Here is a 25183-nt window from a genome sequence, read left to right on the forward strand (position 1 = left end):
ATGTCTGGTAAGAATGCTAAACGTCATCAAGTATCAGAGCCTGATTTCAGCCAGTTTCTGGAAATGGCCGACAACGAGCTATCTCTGGAAGATCGCAGTACGGTTCATTACCGCAAGTTAATGGAGAGTTACAGCGCTTTCGATGCCATCCGGGAGAAAACATCCGCCAAAGGCTGGCTGGCTGCCAGCCAGATAGAAACCAGGGCGAAGGAGTACCTGCAGCAGGAACCTTTTAAGAAAGACTGGGTCACCGCGGTGTTATCCCCCGTTCAGGCTTTTCTCGAGAGCACCCTTGAAGAACCGCCCAAAACCATTCACATGTTATTGCTTCAGCCACTGGACAGGAATGGCCTGGATTATTTGAAAGCCTGGATCAGGGCCAACCCGGATTATCAAATCCATCTCTGGCAGGACCAGAGGGTTTCCCTGGCCGCTCTGATGCGAAAATACATCATAGAGTGGGCACTCGCCGATGTTGCCAATGCCCGGGACATTGAGCCGTTTTCGGGACAATTAATCAGTCGAATCATCGATGCCCAGCGACGTGCTGTCAGTCATGTTCTCAATAGCTACGACAAGGGGGCTTCCATTGATCGGGCGGTGCAGGATTTTCTGGTTTCATACACTCACGTTTCTGCCAAAGAACTGGCCGTTGAAAGGGAGCAGTTTAATCAGCAGATTCTCTATGCCAGGAAAGCATTGAGCCAGTTAAGTGACGGCGGAAATCAGGCGCGGGTTAACGTTCGGGATATTGCATCGCTATGGCCAGAAGGGAACATTCTGACCAGTGATTACTTCAATGAGCTGCTGCGAGGAAATATCAACGGAGCGGAAAATCTGGCCCGGTTTCAGATCCTGTTCAGTGCCGGTGGCTTTATTGTCAGGCCGGATAGCCTGCCCGGCATAGATCGGGACTGGTTAACCGGAATTGAACGGGATGGCCTGCCAAAAGAGATGCTGGAAGCCGGAATTGTCCAGGCGGTCCTGGAGAGCCACCCGGACGACTTCCCTCACCGTCAGGACAAACTCCGGCAACCGCTTCGCGGTGGCTACATTGACAGCCTCAAGCTGCTGGATGATCTCAAACCGGGGATTCGTCAGCAATTGCTGGCGGCAGCCAGTGTCACCCGGCAACCCTTTCGGTCAATCAATCAGGTGGGCCTGATTCCCGGTACTATTCAGGCTGGGCAATCCCGTGGGCGTCTGTCCGCCAGCATGATGGCAGCCCGGCAGGGATCACCTGTCGTACAACGGGTGTTGGCTTTGATGGTCAAAAGGTACCGATTTTTAGACCGTGCCCTGGGGGCGGCTGAACCCTACAACTGGCAGGAGACCCGACGGTTTTATTTCAGCCAGCTGGACGCGGCGAAGGATCATGGTTTCCCCCTGGACCTGGCCCGGATCGGTGCTTACCGGTTGGGACTGCTGCGCGGGGATGAAAGCCTTAACCTGTTTCTCAATGGCGATGAGTTACTCAGGGAGGCGATGACCGAATACATTCAATCGCTGGGCGGACAGCCTTTGCCCCCGGAGCAGCACCCAATAGGGAAGCAGCTGACCAGCTGGGGGACCTTGTCGACCGAAGAACACCTGGCCCTGGCGGTGGATCCTCAGCAAAAAAGCCTTTCATTTCATCTTGAAAAAAACAACAGCAGGCTCAAGCAATATGTTCTTCCTTTGGGTCAGGAAGAGGGCATTCAGGCCGTCGCCGGATTCCTCCATCAAAGTTACCCACAGGCGACACAGTGGCTATCGGCCCTTTCCCTCAATGCTGGCCATGCCCTGGACTTTTTTGCTGAACCGCCATCGTCAGGGCTGTTGGTGCTGGTGGGCCGATTGGCAGCAGATGGTCGTTTATCAGGCTTTTCCGGGTCAGCCCTGGCGGCCGGTCTTGCCAGTCAGTGGTTGCATGAGTCCAGGCACCGAATAAAGATATACTGTCTTGCTGATCCCGCCCTGGGCGATGAGCGCATTGTCAGATTTTTCCGGGAGGTGCTGACTGCCCTGCCAGCAGGGCTGGCAACCTTGAACACTCTGGAAGTGGCCCGTGAGCTGACCCAGGTTGATGATCTTGGCCAGCCCTGGGTCGCTTCGGTTGATGCCCGGGAAAAGTTGTCATGGCAGCGCGGCAATGGACAGCACTGGACCTGTTACAGAACCCCTAGAGGTCAGTGGAAAATCCAGCCCTCAGATTTTGCCCTGGGACAAAAGGAAGTGATTCCACGCAATGATATCTCCAGAGCCATTGACCTGGCCAGAGAGCATTATCGAACGGTTTTGCGGGAGCTTGGATATGTTAATGAAAGCGGTTATCTATTCAGCAAAATTATAAATAAAGGCGAACTGAATATTCAGTTGATGCTGGATACAGTGACCGCCAATGACAGCAACCAGCCTGAGTACTTTTTCTCATCCCGGGACATTCGCCAGATCGAAAGAGACGTCGATCTGGCCTTTACCCGGTTGCTGGGTTATTCAGGCTTGCCTGATGACATGACGGACCGTTTCACGGTGCTGGTGTCTCTGAGCCCCTGGCTAAAAAGTGGTCTCTATATCACCGGCGAGGGGGCCAAGCTGGTTTTGGATGGCAGTTTCCTGGACTCTGATCTTGCCCCGTTTCAGTCCACCGCTCTGGCTGAGCTGGCTCCAGACAGCGACCGGGGCAGCTCAATTCTCCTTCACTATTTGTCCATGGTCATTTATGAGCGGCTGCAACCGGAGGCGTTCTGGAACGATTTCAGCGCCTTTCACGGGGATGCAAGTTGCCAGCCGCTCCGGAAGTCGACGCCGGTTCCCGATACGATTCAAGATGACACTCAGGCTGTGTCACCTCTGGCACGCCAATCCAGACTCCATTTTGTTGCGGAGTCACTGACGGCCCTGATGCAAAACCGGATTTTACCTCCGGCTTCAGCCTCAGCTTTGAATACGCTGCTTTACAGACAACCTCCTGGCAATGACTTGCCGGACGATCGTCGTATGGCTCTGTATCAAGGCTGGAACCATCGTTTTCAAGTGATTGCAACGGCCATCAAACAGCAACAGGAAATGGCTGATTTACAAATCAGCCTGGCCAAGGCTGATGGTTGGGATTACAGCGGCGAGCGCGAGGTACGGGTGAATGGTGCAGGCCAATGGTTTCAGTTGACCCGTACCCGATATTTTACGCTGCTCCAGGATTACCCGACAGGTGCCATCCTGGAATTCTCACGTCATGACCCGATAGCAGAAAGCCTCCGGCAAAGTGACAGACAGCGTCGCAGTCCCGATGAGTCGGCCCCCTCGAAAGTGCAGCCCGTCTCTCTGGAACAGTGGGCGGGAAATCTGCTCCAGGGTGACCAGGCTTTTGCGGCTTCTGGTGTACCGCAGGCCCTTTGGCAAGGATTCAGGGAGATAGCCCGTAAAAACCAGGCACTGATTGCCACCCGACCCATTAACCCGGACGCGTCCGACCTGCTCAATCATGGTTTGGGCAAGGGTATAAAAATTGCCACAAAAGGTTTAAGCGTGAAGGGCAAAAGTGCGGACTGGGGCATACAGGCGGGCCTGATTCCTTTTGATTCCGCGTTGTCCAAGGTCTTTGGAAAAGACGGCCTGGAACACTGGTCGCATATTGAAAAGGGGAACAGCCAGAATGTCCATTCATCCCGCCTGCCGGGAATGGCGGCCGTTCAGCTGCAAATGGACTGGAGCGCCATTGAGCGCCGACTGGCACAGGGAAAGCTGGGCTCGCTGACAGCTCTGGAGGATGGCAGCTATCTGGCAACGGTGACTCGCGCCATTGAATCCAGCGATGGCAGGGCCGGTGAGCGCCCGGTGCTGTTCCAGTATCGTTTGACCCGGCAGTCCAATTCCCTCTGGAGTGTCGAGTATAAAAGTGAAGAGTACGGCATTAAGCGTCCGGAATATAAGGATTTTCGCCCCCTGAAGGTCATGGCAGAAGTCAATGACGATGGCTCCCATCGGTTGTTTACGGCAGACATTGACCTGTTTGCCCTGTTCAAGCGCCTGGACAGTTCTTCAGCCGACCTGGGCAATAGCATCAGGGAAGAGGCGGCTCGAATTGAACGGTTATCCGCGAACAAGGGCGCGGGGCAGTTTTCCAGCGAATTGGCCAGAGCGCGTTGGCTGTCCGCTTATCGACGTGTGACTGAAGGGTTGGGTACGCGTGAGAGGCGCAGGTTTGATCCGAACAAGGGAACCCTGACTCATTTTCAGGAAAGCATGATCGACCAGATCAATGAAGCGGCGGCGAAAGTGGGTTTGCCCAAAGTCTGTCACCATGGCACAGAACAGGACAACATCAAATACCCCGAGCGGGATGATAAAATTTTATTCATTGATCCTGAAGGTCGGGTTTATCAAACGGATACCTTTGAACAGGTGTCCAGTATCCTCAAATACTACGATGTTGTGGATGGGTTCCTGACCTATCGAAACCGTTCCTACAAGCCTCTTGGTGTAACACCATCGGAGATCAGGAACAGGCTTGGAAAAGACAACCGGATCAGTTTTCGTGAACGGTTTAGTTTGGCCCCGCTATTGCAAATCCTTGAGTCAGGACAGCTCAATGAACCTGCCCGCCCTGCTATTCCAGACCGGGCACCTGTGTCAACCATAGGAGAGGAAGGGCTTTCCTATCGGCTGTTTGGCCCGGATTATTTGACAGAAAAAAGTCCGGGACGACTGAAGATCGTTCTGTATCCGGAAAAGAGACTTGACCTTCCTGCCCGTTATATCTCCATGGAGTTTGATATTGGCCACTATGACAAGGGCGTGCGTAATCACGATTTTCCCACTTCACGCCTTCAGTATGATATCAGCAAAATAACGGACGTATTTTTGACCGGGTCATTAAACGACAAGCTTAAGGTATTGGGGAAAACCGTAAAAAGTATCCGTTATGCCGGTGAGCCACAGGTTCGTGTTCTGGTTCATCCCGATAAAGCTCTGTTTGAGAGTCATGTCCTTATCCCCGAGAACGGCAAACCGGTGATTGAAATCGGCACCAGGGGTATTGAGAGCATACCCGATTCAACGCTTCGGGAAGCCGTTTCCGGTTTGTTGGGTTCGGCGTTGCTCAGGTCTGTCCAGTTAGCAGGCAAAGATGACATGGGACCGGCAGGGAATATCTGGAAATACAGCACCAGCCAGTTGCTGAGCCTGGGTCAGTATTATGGGATGGATGAGAGCTTCAGGCTGGTTCCCCTGTATGATCTTCCCGGGGCATCGCTTTATAGTGATTTAGTCGCCGAAGAGCCACACAACCTCAGAATCTGGTCCGAACCTCATTCCGATATGTTTCGGGCGGTAAGAGCCATTCATCAGTCTGGCAGGCTGTATGAAAGGATTGAACAAATTCATAAAAGCCAGACTCGCTATTCACCCACTGAGTTGTCTGAGTTGGCGGGAGCGGTTGCTGATTACTATGACACCCTCAAATCACCGGATGCCCGAAAGCAATTCAGGCTGGCTCTGGGTGTCTATCGTGGCAGATGGCTCGAATCCCTGGATAAAACCAGCAATAAATTTAAACGCCTTGGTGTTGATATTCATCAGGATATTGCGCTTATCAAAAATCAGGCGGTGAGCAAACTGGAGGGCGTTGCCCGGGATTTGCAGCAAGATGCTCGCCCCTCTCTGGTTATTGACCCGGCTCTTCTTTCTGATCTTCCGGTGTCGTCAAAGGAAGAGTACAGGAATATCATTTTACGTCAGGCAAAGAGAGACGTTGATTTAGGCAGAGTCCTTCACAAAAATTCGAAAAGGGCAGAGGGTGCCCTGAAAAAAATCTATCAAACGCTTGAGAAAGAGAGCGCCATTCATCTTCAGGACGGGGTAAGAGTCTTCAAGGCCGGAAATCAACTGTATGCGGTGACTTCGACGGATAAAAACGCCCAGCAACCCTCTGATGGCTCTGATGGCAAGCCAGCTGAATCATTGGGCTTGACTGGCAAAGGCAGTCAGCCACCGCTGGCATTGTCTGTTAGAAACCCTGAGACCGGGCACTCTTTTTCAATACGACAGCTGCCGGAAGGTTTTTTGAAAGCAGTCCGCCCGCAAGCGAAACAGGACATAACCACTTCCCGCACATTGTCCATTGGCATCACTGATGTTGAGTCTAAGGAAGTCAGTGCGGGTTTGGGCGATATTTTTCAGTCTCTGGACCATAATTCCGACCAGAGTGGGTTGTTGGTTCGGGATTCCCGCAATCTCCACACTATTCGCCAGCCGGGTGGAACCGACTATACCGGCCTTTATCCTTTCAAAAGGCTGGGCCAGGGGGGGCGGGTACTCGTCTGGGTTTCACCGGAATACCAGAAAGTTGTCGTTGATTCCGGCGGCAATGTCAGGGACGAACTGGCGAAGCTGAATACCCTGGCCAGCTACTTTGCGGATGCTACGGAGCCTTTTCGGCAGTATACCGGGCTGCTGTCTGCCACTGACAGTCCCAGCAGGCCAGCCACTCTGGCTGAGCTGGTCCGGTCGGGATTGATGGCCGGTGACACGGGCCGTGAAGCGCAGGTCGCGCTGCCTCAGGAAACGAGGCAGCTGATTGTCCTGAAACACTCAGGCCATCAGAGTAGTGATAAGGTTGATGGACAACCATTCAACCAGGCTGTGCCCTTTGACCGGCAGGCTTCCGATAATCGTCAGGGGTCACTCAGTGTTATTCATGTTGACCCTGGTTATGCCAGTGACAGAGGCATGACCTCCAACTGGTTGTCACAACATACCGGGCTGTTCTCTGAACTGACGGCTTCAGCTTTTCAGGTTGCAGGCAAATCATCGGCCTTTCCGGAGCAACGGCGTACAGAACAGCAGGCGCTGATCAGAAAAACACTGGGGTTCGATCCATTGAACCGCAAACCTTTGCCATCGGATCCACTGCCGGTTCCCAAAACCAGTGCCCAGGGTGTCCAGTGGTTTGAAGATATCATTCAGGGCGTCTGGCTTACCGGCGAACCGGAGGCGGGTTACCAGCGCCTGCTGACGGCGGCTGTCGATACGGATGAACCCACGAATATCCGCTTCGGATTAAAAGCCGAACCCGGAGAGGATGGAGGGAAAATTATTCTGGTCGTTCCGGCCGGGCAAGTGGCTGATAAGGAGTTCCAGCAGGCCAAACGGCTGCTGCTCAGGAGTTTTACCCGTATAAAACTGGAACAGCAGAAATCCCTGGACAGGGTCATTGCCGATTATAACCAGCAGCTGCAAGAGATAACGGGGAATGATCAGTCAGCCTACCGGCTGGGAAATACCATTGGCACCGACATCGCCATACAACAATATGAACGGCACCCGGTCAGTTATGTCCCCACCAGTTATGTAGAAACCCGTTATGAAAACCTGGCTGATTCATTTTCGGTCCTTGGCCGGTTCAACACTTCATCCATACAACAGGATCGGGTGCTAAGGGCAAAAACCATTGCCACTGGGTTGGTTAATGAGTTGGCTAAAGACAACAGTGGCAAGACGCCGAGCCGTTCCCTCACCGCCTTTTTAATGCACTTTTTACTGACTGAATACTATTTCACCCTGGAACAAGTCAGCCCCAAAACTGATGGCTTCGGGCTGATGGTGTCGCCAACCGATGCCCTGGTGTCGGTGTTGCCAGAGAGCGATATCGAGACGATTAAAACCTATCTGGGCAAGCGAAAACTGACGGGTCTTACCGGGCAACTGTCAGAGGCGCTGGATAAACTCTCGCTGGGTCGCTTTGGTCAACTGCCTGCCGGGCATTCAGTCAAGCGGGATTTTCACACGGCGGTTGCCGAGGTGTTTGACCATGCCCTCAGTCTCAGATACCGGGATGGGAAGGTGCTCCCTGCCTATCAATTGCCCGTGAGCCATACCGGTAGCCCCTGGCAGCCGGTGAAGCCTGACAGTACGGAACGGGTGCTTCACAGAATGATGCCCCAGGCCACAAGGCAGCCAGTCATTGGGGCCAGTGCTTCGTCCCCCAATATACTGATGCAGTTTTGGGGTCAGGAAAGTCCGTTAAATCAACGCTCTGGCCGTGGGATTCCACCTGCTGACCTACTGGCACAACTTTCTGCCCTGAAGGAGGGTATTAAACCGGGGGCTGATCCCGCTCAGAACGGGCTGTTTCTTTCACAAGTTGACCGAGCCTATAAGCATCTTGCGCAATCAAGTAAACATTTTAATGGCGAGCTGAGCACGGTGATTTCAGGGCTTGATCAGCAGAGCCTGGAAAGTCTGGGCAGGGAACTGGTCAAAGTAGCCCGCCATGACCCGAACGGGATGGATAATCGTCCGGGGATGAAAAAGCTGGCTCACAGAATGGTAAAACCCCTTGCGGAGTTTGTTGCCGGGCAATGGGCCAGCAAGACGGTGACCAGTGAATCGCTGGAATCCTTAGCCCGCCTGATGGAGATGACGGGTCTGAAGAGCCTGACGATTAAGTCCGGGGAAAGCTCAACCATCAAAAGGATGGTCCTGCAGACCGATCAGCCTGTGGGAACCATTGGCATGACGCCGGGTGCACCGGGCCAGCCTGACACTCTGGGAATCGGAACGTTTGACCGGTTTGCTATCAAGTCCGGAGAGGGTTACACCATTGAACCGTCACAGGGCGGCCCCTCCAGCATCCTTCTGACGGGCAGTGCAGACGATGCCATGGTATTTCCGCAAATGCGGATCACCTGGGATTTGGATCTTTATAAAGAAAAGGCTGTGTTTCGGGGTTGGACCAGTTCATTGCAGGAAGATGTCGACACCCTGATTAAATTGAATGGCCCCGGCGAGCTGGGTGGAAAACGTCGTATGGCCCAGCTCCTGGCCCATGAGCACAGGATTGACTTAACCACCGGTCGTAACATTGAGATGGTGCTGCGTCCGGACCTGAAGCTGGAGCAAAGCCAGGTGATTGCCCCTGCTTCTGACAGCCCCGGCGATTCTCCGGTGATCGTGCGACTGGGGATGGCAGACAGAAAGCAGTTTACTGAAAAGGTATTTGGCAGCACCGTCAGCCGCTTGTTCGGGTTGGCAGCCGCTCATAGTTCAGGCCTCGGGACGCTGTCTTCCCAGAGTCAGGGCGATCCCGTGAAGGCCAATAACCCTGTGGGGAAAAAAACTAATGCACTGTCGTCTGATTACCAATCGGTGGTGTTGGCCAATGATCAAATTCCTCCGGTAGATCAACTACCAGCCAGCTCCATTGGCAGAGCCCTGAACGATCAGCTTTATGGTTCAACGGATGACCGGCGTTACATGGATCAGTCTACCCATGCACTCCTTGACGACGCAGTGAAAAGAGGCCGCTCGGAACGGATCACCCTGGAGGGCACAGGTGGAAGGCTCAAGGGGTATTTTCATCATGGCAATGATGGCCCGGCAGCGGATAAAAAGGTCGTGCTGTTTCTCCATGGAACTCATTCATCCTGTGAAGAACAGGTCAAAACCGCTTGGATGCATTACCGTAACCAGGGCATGGATCTCCTGGCGGTCAACGGACGGGGGTTTGGCGACAGTGATGGCTCTCCCGGTATGAAAGGGCTGACGGATGATGCCCGGACCATGCTGTCGTACCTGATTAACGATCGCAATATAGACCCCAGTCGTATTGTGATTCACGGCTATTCTATGGGAGCCTCTGTCGGAGCGCATCTGGCCAAGATGGCTGCGGTTCGGCAACAGTTGCCTGCGGCGTTTATTCTTGATCGTCCCATGGCCAGTCTTGGGGCCAGTGTCGTGGCTCATGGCCTGAGTGTTGTCCCCGGTACTGGCCGTTTGATCAATAGCCTGGCAAAACGGTTTAATATCAGAGAAAACCTGCGCAAGGTGTCCAGGCATCTGCCATTGATGTTGTTTTCGGATAACGAAAACCTGGGCAAGCAGGCCGAAAAACTCAGGAAGCAATTGCAACAGGATGGTTTTCGAGTGGTTGGCGAGGCCACCAATGTCGAGCATGAAGACACCAACCGATTGATGGCTCGCTACAAGGACCAAATTGGTTTATTCATTCGCTCCACCACTGAAAACCCCCTGCCCGGAACCCCGCCTGAACGGAAGGATTCCTTCGAGGGCGCGCAGAGTCTGGTTCAGGAAGTCTGGGGCGAGGACCCGCGCTCTTTTGATGAACTGGGTTCACGAATTGGCTTATTCAGTGATCTGCAACCAACGGCATTGCCCGATGTCCAGAATAACCGCTTATACCAAACTCTGGTTAATGAAGCACCCCACGACCTGAAAATGCTCAATGGTGACAAGGCTGGCTTTGAGGCTTCCCTGAAATGGCTGGTGCGAGAACATCCCTCTACCAAAGCCAGTAAAGCGGTCGGTCAGGTTATTGAGTACATCCGGCAATATCCGCAGGACAGTGCCATTACCGAATGGGTCAGGTTTTTGCTGGCTCACTACGATGGGGCGGCCGCCTGGGATAAGCAGAAATTCATTGCCGCTATCAGTGAGGAACTCTGGCAGGAGCTGTCCAAACAGACTCTGCTGGATCAGCCTGCCCGGCAACGTATGACGGTAATGGCTGAGTTGGCAGCAAAAGGGAATCGCAAAGGAGACCTGGCCGTAGCGGACGGTATGGCAGACCTTGCTGCTGATAACTCAGGAAATCCCTATACCGTCCTTGACCCTTCGGAAACAGACCTTGAGCCTATGGTCAGGGCACGATCCCGGGCGATTGTCCGGAGTGATTCGGGGGGGAATTTCTATCTGGTCAATGGTAAGCAATACCAGCCTTCTGGCACGAAAATCATCCGTGCCGACGACGGTAAAGATTCTGTTGGCATCGTCCTTTCCAAAACCTGCAAAAGAGTGGTGGGTGCTTCCTGTTCAATGCGGGTTCTGCTCTCTGACCAACCGATAGAACGGCGTGTTATTGATGTATTGACGGACATGGTTGGTGAGGATCAACCATCTGCCCGGTTCCGGCTTTATCGTTATGCGGCCTTTAAGGGGGGAATTTATCAGGTCATCAGTGAGAGTGGCTCACTCATCAAGGGACGTCTGGCGGTCGGTGCGGACTCGCTGGTGGTTGCTCATCGCCAGATAGAACAGAAAAAGCGCGATGGCGGCTTTGAAGGGCGTCCCATCCCGATACCTGCCAGCTCCGTTGAAATTAAGGACATTCTGGTAGAAAAAGAGACCGGCCTGATGTTTCAGTGGGAAAAGAATTACGCAAAAGCCATTCAACTGGCTGATGCTGACCCGATACTGAAACTGGAAACCCTGTCCGGCCAGACTGTTGACCTGGTTCGCAGTGCAAGGCCAGACCGCCCCCTTCCTGATACCCCGCAATCCCCGGATATTTCGCCCTGGGTTTTGAAAAAACTGGAACTCATTGAAGACGTTCACCGACGTATTCAGGCGGATAATGGCGAGTCTCTTCCTGTCGTTATTCCGGGGCTTGATCAACAGGCGATTAAAGAGGCGATACCGGCCAATGTAAGGGAAACCCTGATCAGCTCGATTTCTGAAAGAATTCCGAAAAATGAGAATCCGCTTCCTCACGTTTTCGTCAACGAGACTGAGGCTAACAGGTTGGCAACACTGTTTGTGGACTCCGTGCTGGAAGGCAGTTTGCCAAAAACAGGGATATTGATTTCCCGTATGGAACGTTTGGGATTCAGTTTCGATGCAGACGACCAAAGTAATATGGCATTTTGGTATGGAAAACGCCGTGAAGCTTTGCTTGGTTATAAAATAATGGTCGAAAACTACACAAAGCAGAAAGTCGTTACTGATATGGATTTGAATGGTTTGGCCCAGCTGCTGTCAATGGGTGACGAACTTCGGAAACTAAGCAGGGGGCAGTACCCGGAAAAAACTAAAGATGTGCTTTATAAGTTATTTAAAAGGAATGTTGTCATTACGAGCTCTTATTTTGCTGCGGGTGCTCAAGGCAGGGTTTATGTTTTCACGGAAGGTGGGCTGAGGTACGACAATTATTTCTGGAATGCCGAGCTGCCGATTTTAAGAGCCTTGGAAAAGGAGGTAAGGGTTACCGATATTCGGGTAGTGACTGGCCCACCGGTATTGCAGCCACCGCGTGACCAGCCCCTGGGAAAGGGTTTGATCGACGGTATTACCATGAAGGTGCGCTATGGTAGCCTGAATGCTGAGTTAAAAAGCCGACTGCCCGCAGGGGATTACATAAAGAGTGACTTTGTCGATGTGCCGGTGAAAGCCGATCTGGTTGACCGGGTATTGCGGAAAAAAATACCCTTCTATCTGCTGCGGTCAGAGCTGAATATCATTGTCGTAAAAGAGGATGATGGGTTTTGGGTCAGCCCCTGGGATGAGGGCGGAACGGAAAAAATAATCAAGGTCGATGATCCGGACGATCCGAAAAAAATCAAAGCGGTTCAGGATTTTATCCTGGCCAATTATCAACGATTTGATCAGCTTCCTGATCAAATCGAGCTGGCCGGTAATAAGATTTTTGCCATTGATGGAAATGACAGGACATCCGTTGCACTGAAAACACAGGATGGTCGATGGCAGTACATAAAACAGCCCGACGGGCTCTATTCATTTGGTGTCAGGATTAATAATAAAGAGACCAGCGATGTTGTCCTGTTCAATTCCGGGCAAACACCCGATGCTCTTTTAAAAGCCGCTGAAGCTGCCAATGATTTTGTTTCAACAAAAGCTTCAGAAAAAGAATCTCTCCTGGTTATCATGCCGGAAAGCGGCAACACGATTGGCTTATTAGCCAATACACCTGAATTTGCAGAAAGTGATCAGTATGATGATTTTGTTGACCGGTTCAATGAGAGTCTGATTGATTTTTTAAGCGATAATGATACCGGCCAACGTTTCAATCAATACCTTCAAAACCTGCCAGGGAACCTGGCTCGTCCTAGAAAGTTGAGTGACCTGGATTCCGGTCTGCCCGGGGAGCGTTTTCCAAAAGAGCTCAAGTTAATACTGGTTTTTGACACTCCGGAAAATCTTTCCAGGTTGGGGGGCGTGTCGGAGTCCGGGTTAGATAAAAGACGAATACAAGTCTTCGACCCCGAGGCTGCGCAAGGCAACAAGCCGGGCGTATCCGGTTCAATTACCCAGTTGCGGGTAGACCCAACGCTGGGTAAAGCATTTGGTGAATGGAACTATGAATACAACTTCTTCAGGGTCGCTGTGGAAATAATGGCCGCGACGGCCCCTGTCGCCGGTAAAGGTATCGGTAGTAGCAGTCTGGCAGAAGTGGCCAGGGAGGTACTCAATAGTCGTCGTGTAAACCTGAGCGCCATTGATATTAGGAACAGAATGCACCGGGATTTTTACATTCATTTTGAAGATGGGGATTCTAAAACTTTCACGCAATTGTATGGCAAACTAAAAGCCAATGCCGAGGTTGTCCCTGTTGCCATGGATGACCAACCCAACCGGCTTGGCTTTGAGCAAGAGTATCTCAATATATACGTCCTTAATGAACAAGATCCCCTCCCGGAAGGTGATGAACGAAAACTCCTCGCCTTTTCGGAAGGCCGTCGTCGGGGCTGGAATCTTCTCAGTATATCAACGGATTCTCATCGTGGTAGAACGATCATTGAGGTCATCGCCGGGCCTCTGACCCTTGATGAATATAATGAGAAAACCTACTACCGGGTAATGTCAAAGCTGAAAAAAAGCTTCAGGGCTGTTCCCCAGTCCAGAGTGGAGTCGCTGCAGGATTTTGTTGACCGGTTTAATAAAAGCCTGGAGTCATTAGGTGATGATGCCGAAGAGTACAAACTTCGCCTTAATCCTGATTTTACCGGTAATACGCCACTTGAAAACATAAGGTTCACTCGTAACGAGCAACGGGAACCCTGGGCTGTCAGAACCCAGGCAACATTAAATGGTAATTATCGAGCCATTGGTGACCCGTTTGCCATGGTTGAAGATCTTATTCATCGAAAAAGCACAAAATCAGTGTTCCCCGATTTCCTGAATGCCCGGATCCTGGCTCATCAATACGCAAAGCGCATTGATACGGGGCCGGTCAGCGAGAATATAAGGTCTTTCCTTACCCATTTTTTCTTCGAACGATATTTCATCTATCGAGCGTCTGATCCTGATCAGGAAAAAAAGACGAGAGTGAATTTTCTGTTCAGGTTTGCGGAAGTCGAGGCCATTACCTCCATTCTGAGTGACCGGGAAGTCGACACACTGGATCGTTTTTTTTCCTGGGATTCTATTGAAAGCCTGACGGATGATATGCATGAAGATATATTGTCGCGATTTCCCGAGGACAGAACCTTTCCGGAAACTAAAAGACAACAGCTAATGCAGCGGATCGAAAGCGTTGTGGAAGCCATTACGGTAAGGAAGAAATATGGTGCTTTTCAGGCTCCGGTTCGCACTCCGATTATTTCAACAGGCCGCGATATCATTCCTATCGCACAAGGCAAAAGTGAGCTGCTTAATATCGGAATGCTTAATCCTGGCTCCAGACTATCGATTGTGGCAACGGCTGATGGTCAACATCATGTCAAAATGGAAATCAGGCATACTGACTCGAAGATAATCTCACTGGTTCAAGAATCACCCGACGCTTCAGGCTTGAACGGCTGGCTGGCACTGATGCTGAACCCCGATGCCCTGGGTACTAATCCTGAGGCAACCCGGCACTTTATTTCAGGCCTGGGACGCAAAGCGGCGAGTTACGCCGTGCTTAACCAGAGCGATTTTTTTTATGAAAGTCTGCAGGACAAGCTGGTCGGCCTGACGGATGACCGCATCCGGCAAGTGGAAGACATTTTCATTGATCTGAGCCGGAAAGAAGACTCTGCCTTTATTGGTGATGCCAGCAGGCAATATTTGCTGGGTGAGCTGATCAGGCGCGGGGCCCGTGAGCTGTACACCGATCTGCTCTATGGTCAGTCAGACAGTCGGCCAGATTCCGGTAAAAGGGTTATCAGGCTGGCGCAACTCCATGCTCTTTCTAAAACGCCTCCGGTTGAGTTTGAGACTGCTGGTGGGAAGACGACCATCAAGCTGGAATTTGATGCAGGGAGGTCAATGAGGGATTTTCACCGGAAAGATCAGGACGGTCTGAAAACCCTGGTGGTTGGCGTAAGGAACGATCTTGCCTACGACATGGACGACAGCAACTACCGGGTAACCTACGACGGCATCGACCTGAATGAGATCAAAATAAACAGGGTAGATCTTCTACCAAAAACGATTCTGGTGATTGATAAAAACCGTTACAGGCAGGCACTGTTCTCCGGAAGCCTGAACAAGCATCAGTTGCAGCTGGATATTAATGCGATCGTCCGCCAGTTTTCAGAAAAAGGAATAGTGGAAAAACTGGAGGCATTGGGCACTAAAGCCGGTGACCAGCTTGATTTAAATGCGGGCAGGGGCATCCGCATTGAATTGATGCCAGAGTGGTCGCCGGCTGAGAGCAGGATACTGATGTATGACCGGGATGACCCGGCCCGGCCAGTGCAAGTGCAGTTGGGAACCCTTCGTGCCGAAGGGGAAAGCCTTCCCGGTCTTGTTAAAACCCTGTACCCGTTAGCCCTGGCCGCCAGTTACACGAACAAACCTGACCCGGCACAAGCCTTGACTGACGGCAGAAGAAAGCTGATTAGTACGATCTGGAATGAAAATATCCGGCAGGATTTCCTTGTTGACTTTGTCGATACCGTTGGCTTCACGGCTCGTTATGACCTGGTCGAGGTACCGAGGTCAACAGACAGCCTTTATCACAAGATAATGGTCGGTCAGGAACACAACTGGCAGATTCGTTTCGGTCTATTTACTGACTTCGAGGTGGCCTTTAAACATTTACCACCAGAACGACTCAGGCAGGTGTTTGCCCGGGCCTTTCAATACCTTGGCCAGGTGTCGGAAGCGGAGCGTGCCCTCTTTATTTTGGCTGTGACCAAAACCTATGAAACCCTGAGTCACCCGGTTAATGGCAACCGGGAAAAAGCAGACGCATTGTTAAAAGCCATCGGTCCTGAACATCTGACCAGGATGAAAGACTACGCTGTGTCAGGCCAGCAAAAAACGATCGTATCCATGACCAGAGCATTGCGGTCAGTGCTCAGGCAGGTTAGGGGAGATGATGGTCTGGCGCGGGTCGAGTTTCCATCCACCGGCAATGCAGTGGTGGTTCTTGATCCTTCCGAGTTTGAATACAGTGGCAGGCAACCTCTTGAATTTGCCATCAGTGATTATGACGGTCAGCAGAGGCAGCTTGTTTACAGGAGCAAAGCGGCCTCTTATGAGCGGCTGGCGTTTAAGCTGCTGATTAACAACTCCAGTGGTGAGATCAGGCTGGTCAGGACTGATGTTGATTCAGGCACTGACCGTCTGGTTTTGAACCTTGATAAAGCCGCCTTGATAAAGCCACAGGTCAGCCCCTTTTTGCAGAGCCCCCAAAACATTAAGACAACAGAAGTCGTCAGTTCGGGAGAGGACTCGCGTTTCTGGTTGGTCAGGATGAAAGACAGTGGTCAGTATGGGATCGTTCTACAAAATGCTAAAAGTGATGGACAGCAACCGGATGTAAACAGCGCACCGAAGCATGTGCGGATCGTGCCCTTCGCTGAGACAACAACCGTCCGGCACATTCAGGACGCTATTGCAGTGGACAGCGAACTGAACCCCACAACAGGTCAGCCCAAGAAAGGCTGGTTATTTACTGCTTCTGACCCGGAACTGAGGTTCATTCTCTTTCATCTCCCCGCAGGACTGGCTGACCAGAACATTGATGGCATTCAGAAAGTAAAAAAAATGCATCATTCGCTGGAGCTTTTTTTTAAGAGTACCGACGAAGGCAAGGCATTAAAAACACGTTTGGAATCATTGGCCACAGAGCTGGCCCGGCCAGTTTCTTTGAGTGATCTCCCGCAGGTTTCCCAGGCAGCCGAAGGAAAAGTTTCCCGCCTCATTCCCGGTCAGGCCAGGGTTCTGCTGACACTGGACACCACTATTAGCCAGAATAATCGCCTTGAGCGCTACCAGGGACAAAATGGGTTTGTGACAATAAAGATAGACCCGTCAACCATCAGGCAGGGAGCTGAAATCAGTGATAGCACCCAGCTGTTTCCCAGGCTGGCCAGTGTGTTTCCGGAGCTGTTGCCTGCCAGTGGTGAGCTTGAGTATGAAAACCGCATCAGGGAAAGTCTGGGATTGCCCGCCATTGAGCAAAAAACCTCGGACGCCATAGCCAGGGGAGATGAGCAACTTGTCGTCCGATCCATTGAGGTAGCCCGGGGACTGCGTCTGACTATTGATGAACAGGGGGCTTATGACCAATTTAATCGACAGGTTGTTGTTGCAGAAATGCCTCCGGGGAAGGATGGCAAGCCTTATGCACGGCTGGTGATGGACACTGTAGACTCCCTGCGGTTGGAAATCAGTGATCCTGAGTCGTTTAAGGCGGTTTCCGGTCTGGAAGTGGCAACGATCCGTGAGCTGCTAACCAAAACGCTGCGTGATGATCAGGCGAACGGTCGCTATCTGGTTCAAAATCTTGAGCGTGTTAACCAACAACTGATGGAACTGAATTCAGGCAAACCGCTGCGTTTTAAAGCGGTGAACAATGAGCTGATTGAAAAAATTAAGACTTCCCTGCCTGATTTTATTGATGCTAAACCAACGTCCCCCAAAGGGTCACCGGTCAACCATCGGGTGTTCGTCAATTTACAGTCCTGGGGAAGCCCGCTATCCGGCCTGAACCGCCTGATGCCCAGTGAAAGTGTACAACGGTTTCTTGCCAAGTGTCGTTTAGAAGCAGAGCAACTGGCGCTGAGATATATTCCTGTTGGCAGCCAGCACCGATCTTATATTAAGTCCCTGTTTACCAACTTCCTGTTTCAAAGCATTACCAAAATTGCCAGACAAGTGACGCCTGACGTTTCCACAGGGTTCATGCCCTTGACGGGTGTCAGTGACGCGGTAGCCGGTGAGTTACCGCAAAATGCGGCGATAGAGTTGAGCGAGACACTGAAAAAAAAAGGTTTTGATGCTTTCACTGCGGCTGTTAAAGCGTCTGCCCGTCGCATCACTGATTTCGCCAATATTGATAAAAATGTTCTAAGAGGGCATCTGTTCGATAAATCCGTGTACAGCGTTTTTGCGGAAACTCTGTCGCTCAGGATATCAAAAGGAGAGGCGTTCCAGTTACCTGTTGAGCCCATGTCGCTGAGCCCCCGAAACGGCCTCCGTGTCATTGACCCGGTAGCCATTAGCGAAGGGCAACGCCAGCCACTGGTCAAGAGTGGTGACCGGGTGTTTGGCATGGTGAGTGTTGATACCGAACGAGTGGCCTCGTGGCAAAACCTTGGCTCAGGGGAAGTGGATGGGTTACTGCAATTAACCCGGCAGTCGGGCATTGGTCGCACAGATTCAGAAACCCTGGCCTTTATCAAGAATCTGGAAGCGATTTTCAGCGATGTTTCCGATCCTCCGCCGTCCCTGTCTGAAGACATTGCCAAACGAGTAGGTGAACTGGGTACCAGTGATCGGAATCGACTTGGGCAGGCATTGATTGATCGGGTCAGTGATGAGCAAAAGACAGGCATTGTCGCTGATCCTGGCCAATGGCAGGCACGTTCTGAACTGGCCGGTGAGCTGCTGAAACTTGAACTCAATGATATTGCCGGACAGATAGCAGCGGATGAACGCCTTGACGACGTTCAGTGCCGACGGGTGGACAGGTTAAGCACGCTGACTGACGTGGTGACTTTGCCGCTGGATGTCCGGGGAAGCCGGGTTGAAGTGGAGCTCAATCCGACTCTGACTCTCGATGCATCCTGGGTGGATACCCGGCAAAACCGGATGGTTATTGGCACCACCATGACGCAGGGGCTGGTGGCCGTTGGCGCCTTAACGCTTTTTAAGGTGCTGGACAAGGCGATTGCGGGAGAACACACCGGCGGTGACCTGGTAGCGCTTGGGGTTCGAAATAATTCTGAAGGTCTCGCCATCAACGACCCGGGCAGGGTAAGGGTGATGCCCGCCCGCCTGGACGTGGTCGCCAAACTGGATCGTCTGGCAACAGCCGCTGACTTAGTCAAAGAATTGGACGCTGTTGACACTGGTGCAGACATTGCGAGGTCACTGCGACAGGGAATTTCAAACAGCGTTGACTTGCTGCAAACCCTGTCCGGCGATGAAAGCAACTGGAATATCGCCGGGGAGCCTTTTCGCAAACGGCTTAACGCTTTTAGCAGAACGCTGAACCTGCCCGATCCGGATTTACCAAAGGTGGTTTGTCGCAGGGCTGCGGGGGACAGCTGTGGTCGTTCTGTCATCCAAACCCTTGATCTCGTGGATGACGAGCTGGATAAAACACTGACCAGCAGGGAGCTGGAGTCGCTAAAACAGCAACTGAGGGCATCGGGTACTGAAGGCAAGGCGGCAGAGCTGCTGAAAACCATTAATCTCTTTGCCAACCAGAGATTTGCTGCCGTCTCGGCAGTCAGCCCCGCCGATGACAGCAAACTCCAGCGGAAGGTGATGACGGAGCTGGTGCAGTTGTTGTCGGCGGGTAAAGCTGCTTCCGTGGAAGGGGCCATGGACAGAGTCCTGGAGATATACAGCAAGGCAGGGTTTGAGGAAGACATTGGCGATTTGAAGGAGGCTATCAGGGGCAGTGATGAATTCAAGGCCATTGTCGACTCCATGGTGGATCAAAAAGGCAGCCATGAAAGCAGTGATGCCTTGAAACAGGCCGGGGCTTTGCGGGAAAACATGATTGACCGCTGGCTCAGGAAAAAGGGGGTTGACCAATCCCCGACCTTGAAAAAGTTTCAGAACTTTCAGGCAAAACTAGCCGCCAAATCCTGGTTTGGCCCGGCCCAGATGGGCTTAGGTGTGGGTATGGGGATATCGGGCCTGGCCCAAAGCTCGGTGTCGCTGTACAACTTGAATAAATTCCGGGACTCTCTGTCACCAGAAACCTATGCCATGGGCATTACCGGGGTAGCGCTGGGGTACACTGGCAGCATTTTCGGTTTGACCAGAACCGCGCATTCGGTTCTGTCCAAAGCCGCCGGCTTTTCTGATGAGGGGTTGGGTCTTGCCGGTGCGGCCATTAAAAATGCGCCAAGGCTGGTAGGAAAAAGCGCCATCCAATTATCGGCGAAAACCACATCCCGGTTGGCCAGGTTTATTCCCTTCGCGGGAACCTTCGTTGCCGTGGCGGCAGGCGTCGCTTCCATGGCCGCCAATGCCATGGCTGCAGAGGATGCTGCTGAGGCAGGCAATGAAGACCAGGTGGTTTTTTATGCAGTGATGGCTGCACTGGACGCCATTACTGTTGTGATGGATGCCGTCAGTGGCGCTTTGGAAGTCACGCTGGTTCTGGCACCGGTCGCTTTTGTATTGGATTTACTTTCCACCCTGCTTGGACTGGTTCAGACCATCATCGCGCTTTTTGCCCCGCCCACCAACGCCCGCCAGGACTTTGATGCCCTGATAGCCAGTGAGGGGTTTAAAGAGTATATCGATAAGATGGCCGGGGATGCGGCAGAGGAAGGCTATAGCCGATTTGCCTGGAGGGAAACGGGAGAGCAGCATCTCAAAGATCGTTATAAAGAATATGAAGATGATTTGCGAACTATACGGCATCAGGTCATCAAGGATTTAGAGAGCAGCGGTAAAAAAGGCATCAAAATCTGGGATATGGATGCACTGTCTGACCGGCTGGTGGCGGACACCACGGATAAAGACGACTATGTGGTAGCAAAAGGCAACAAAGCCGTTTATGGACTGGGAGGCGACGACAAGATTTTTCTGGAGATGCACCAGGGGAAAGCCTATGGTGGCGCTGGCGATGACACGCTGGTGGGAGGAGAGGAACAGTGGGGTGGTGGCGGGGATGACAGTCTCGAGCATGCTCTCGGTGAAGTGATTCAGCGGGGAGGGGAAGGTGACGATGACATTCGTCCTGGTACCGGATTTTCTGATATTGACGGTAATACCGGTGTTGACACTGTGAAATTGCCCAGCCCTGTGTTTGAGACCCGTTTCAGGGGAATGAACCAGGTGCAATGCCTGAAAACTGATTTAAAGTCACGGTACATTAATGCTTTCCATAGGTTGCGATATAGCGTTCTCTCCTGCAAGGAAAAAGCAATCTTTAGTTCACCTGATGTGGTTGCCAAGTTCAATCAAGGTAAGCTGAAAACGTGGCTGGGTGAAATTCCCTACCTGTTTGAAGTCGATCTCTCAAAACAAACGTTCACCAACCAGCTGATTGAACTGTTGAAGCAGCAGGGCGATGACTTCAGTATCTTGAAGGATCTGTATGGTTTGAGCAAAGGTAGCCTGCGGGTTAAGGGTAAGGATCATAAGGATGAGGAAGTAGATATTAACTTTATCAATTATGCGGGCGGCCCAACGGCGTTTCTGGTGCATGATTATTCTAATCTGGAAAAATGTGCAGGCAAAACGTACACATCCCGAAGTGACTCAGGTTGCCCTGATGATGATGATGTGGTGCCGGCCAGCAAACTAACGGACTCTGATGCTGACATTCAGGCTTTCAACCAAATCCCCGCATTAGAACGTTATAAAGTGGGCGATGTTGTGATCGGCATTCTTTCCAGAAAAAAAGTTGAGCACTTTAACGGTGGACATTACAAAAAGCTTTATAAGGCGCAGGCGGATGATGAAACCTATGCCCTGAATGCGGATAAGCATCGTCATTATTCTTTTAATAGCCTGAGGGTTGATGCAATAGGACGACATTTTGGGAAGGTGAATGATAAAAAAATGCCCGGTGGCGGTTGTCAGTTGCTGGCAAAAAAGACCCGTTGTGCAAAAAAATCAGCAACAACGACTCATGAAAATTGCTGTGTTGATTATGAAGTGAAGGGCATTGATTACATTAAAAACAAAGATGTGCACAACGGGGTTCTGTATATACATACCAAGGGGTTCACGCAGGGGCAGAGCCGTTCAATGAGTATGTACTTTTTGAGTGATAATAATGATTTCCTGATTAAGTTTGATTATAAACAGCTGCTTAAGTTTGCCAATATTGCAACCTCAGTCGATAAGAGCAGTGGGGTGCGTCACACCCACCTTAATAACCCGGTGGTTCGATTTTACGCGGGTCTTATGGATTTTATTGGAACCCACGGGGTCGTCAAAAATATTGAAAACGTGGTTGGCAGTGCTTACAGCACCAAAATAATCGGCGATGACCAGAACAATTTGATGGTAGGTCAGAGTGGCCGTAATTTCTTCAAGGGATTATCTGGCAATGACCGGTTTGTGACCGGGAGTGAGTTTGATGAGGTCTATGGCGGGGCTGGGCGGGATACGATCTCTATTGAAGCCTCAGAGAAAAGCCGTAAATACGTCGATGGCGGCCCTGATGTTGACAGGGTCTCATACGCCCGAAGTAAACAGGGCTTGACCATTGACCTGACCCTAAATAGAAGTCAATTGTCGGATAAAAATGGGGGAGATGTGTATGTCAATGTCGAAGTCTTCGAGGGAACCGATTATGACGATATCATAAAGGGGAATGATGAAAGCACGACCTTTATTCCCAGGGCTGGCCATAACCTGGTGTATACCCGCGGGGGTAATGACACTGTACTGGCTGATGGTGGGCGCACGGAAATCCGGTTGGAAAAAGGCAATAATAAGGTTTTCCTGAAGGCCGGGAATCATATTGTCGAGGGTGGCACAGGCGATGATGAAATTTATTTTTCGGACACCACCCACACCCAGCATCGGATTCAGGGCGGAGGAGGCAATAATCGGCTCATCAGTGATTTGCGACCCCGTATTACTTTGAAATTCAAGCAATGGTCGGCTTCTACGGTTGTTCCGCGCACGCAGTCAACAACAGAGTTTGCACTGTTCCCACATCTGGCAATTGTTGTCCCTCAATTTTTTGCTCGACCCACTGTTGCTCAACCCGCTTTGTTACCCTCGGCGGAACTCCAATGCACAGATTTTGCACCTGTCCAGCTGGTGGTGGATCTTGCCAATAATGCATTAAAGCTAAAGGTTCTGGGTGTCTATGATGACGCCAAAGGCAAAACAAGAATAAAGCCTGAAGATAAATTTTCCAAGGATAGCGTGTTTCAGTTGTCGTTTGATTTGGAGGGGAAGCAGAAAGTAAAAAAAGTGGCACTGGCTGACTTTATCAAAGGAGAGGCAACCATAAACTGGGGAGGTATTGTTCAGGGTGTATCTATGGACGCCAGTCTGGAGCCGCTTATTTCTACTACCACCGTTGATGTTGACCTGAAGTGGGCACGTGAAGACAACACAAAAGAGGGCACCACGACGTACAGGAAAAAATGCCAGTCCAAATGGCAGGTTGAATTCTCAACCATTGATTCGCCATCAGTGACCATCGATTTAACCTATAAAAAAGATGGGCGTTTGCAGGTGCAGAATGTCAATACCCTGATTACCCAGGATGGTGATGACACGATAACAGGAAACCCCGGTGAAAATAATAAACTTATCGGGGGCAGCGGCAACAATCATTTAATTGACATGGGCGGGGATAACCAGTTCTCCGTTGGAATGGGAAATAACAATATCACCGCCGGCTCTGGATACGACACGCTTTTGTATCAGGTGATGACCCAGACCTGGCTGAAAAACCGGCCCTTTATTCCCTATACACTGGATTCTATTTCGGTGGATATGGCCAGCCGCAGCGTTCGTCATGTCTGGAAAGCCAGTGACAGACAGTATCCCGATAAATCATTTTCAGATCGGTTTACCGGTATTGACCATGTTGTTGGTACTGGCAATGGCGATCGCTATTCCGGATCGGACGATGACGAGCAGTACACTACAGGCGGTGGTGACGATACCGTGGATATGGGCGGAGGAGATGATCTGGTTGTGGTCCTGGATTCCGGGCAGGAACCGGCAAGCCCCAGCCTGAAGGGGGGCAGCGGCAACGATACCCTGGTGTTTGAAACGCGTCAGGGCGTCTGGGTGGACCTGGAAGCTGGCCAGGGCAGGATTGGAACCGGGAAGGTATTTGATCTTGGGGGATTTGAGCGGGTCACTGGCAGTATTGCTAACGATACCCTTTACGGCAATGAGCTTGATAATGTGCTCACTCCCCGGGCAGGTGACAACCAGAAAGTCTATGGCAGAGGCGGCAATGATCACTTTCTGCTGTCTGAAGGAACCCACCTGGTTGCTGGCGGTAATGGCACGGATACCGTCGATTATCAGGCCCTGGTATTACCCCCCGGCACCACGGGTGTGATGGCCCTGCAGGATTACCGGGCACTGTCAGACGGTCAGGGCTGGTTCAATGGCACCACCTGGTTTAATGCCACCACCTGGTTTGGTTCGGATTGGTCAGGCTATGCCGAACAGGCCGGATTACCCTGTCCAAATAACGACACCGCTGGAGGGGCAACCAATGTTTCCGCCACCTGTCGTTCAGGCTTTGTCGTCTTTCTTTATGGGGAGAATCCAACTTTACCCGAACCGCGAGGCATCAAGGATCAGTTATACGACATTGAAAATCTGTTTGGCAGCAAAGGTGACGATGTCCTTTTCCTGACGTTAGCCAAAACTTTAGCCAGTGGCGCTGATGGCAATGACCGCCTGGTGGATCTGTCTGAAGGGGCAACCCTGAGAGGTGGAAAAGGGAATGACATACTCCATGCCAGCTATCGTAACGATAGCCAGGGCACGACCACGCTGGGGGGAGCAGGTTTCGATGTCCATTATGGCGGTCCCGGCGATGATAAAATGATTGCGGATCAGGATGCAGACCGGCTGATGGGCGATAAAGGCAAGGATTTTTATCTCGTCGACTGGCAAGCCAGGGGGACAGAAATTTCTGACCCGGATAATGGCAATATGCTGATGCTCAGGGGCGAAGGAGCCACTTTTGACAACATCGGGCTGGTACTGAATGGGAATTTCAGTGAGCTGTACTTTCAAGACCAGGGATATTACTGGGTCACCCTCACCATGGACGCTGTGCCAAGAAGAGTTCGTCCTGATGGCAGCCTGGACACCGGGCATTTTGTCGAAGCACTCCATCAGCATTTTCCTTATCTGCGCATTGAGGATACAGCAAAAGGCAACAAAACCACTGCCGCTCCCCTGACCAAGCAAGGTTTAAAGCTTTTTTATCAGGACCGGTTGATAAGGGATATCCGACTGGACAACATCATGATTGCAGAGGCTGACGATGAGGTCGTTCGTTCCGGCATCGGCAATGATGACTTAATGGCGCTGGGTTGCCGGAAAC

The 25183-nt window shown here is 51.6% G+C and carries 1 protein-coding gene (cut by a window edge); it reads left to right on the forward strand.

Going from position 1 to position 25183, the window contains the following annotated elements; translation table 11 throughout:
- A protein-coding gene (locus KBW69_RS08415; RefSeq protein ID WP_257280591.1) for an anthrax toxin-like adenylyl cyclase domain-containing protein crosses the window boundary here: on the forward strand, nucleotides 1–25183 show its 5' portion. 4178 nt of this gene lie beyond the right edge of the window; the window shows 25183 of its 29361 coding nt (coding positions 1–25183); it begins with the start codon at nucleotides 1–3; its stop codon lies beyond the right edge, outside the window.

Origin of the sequence: Endozoicomonas sp. ISHI1 (genome assembly GCF_024606225.1) — a bacterium.
In the GTDB taxonomy this organism is placed as follows: Bacteria; Pseudomonadota; Gammaproteobacteria; order Pseudomonadales; family Endozoicomonadaceae; genus Endozoicomonas_A.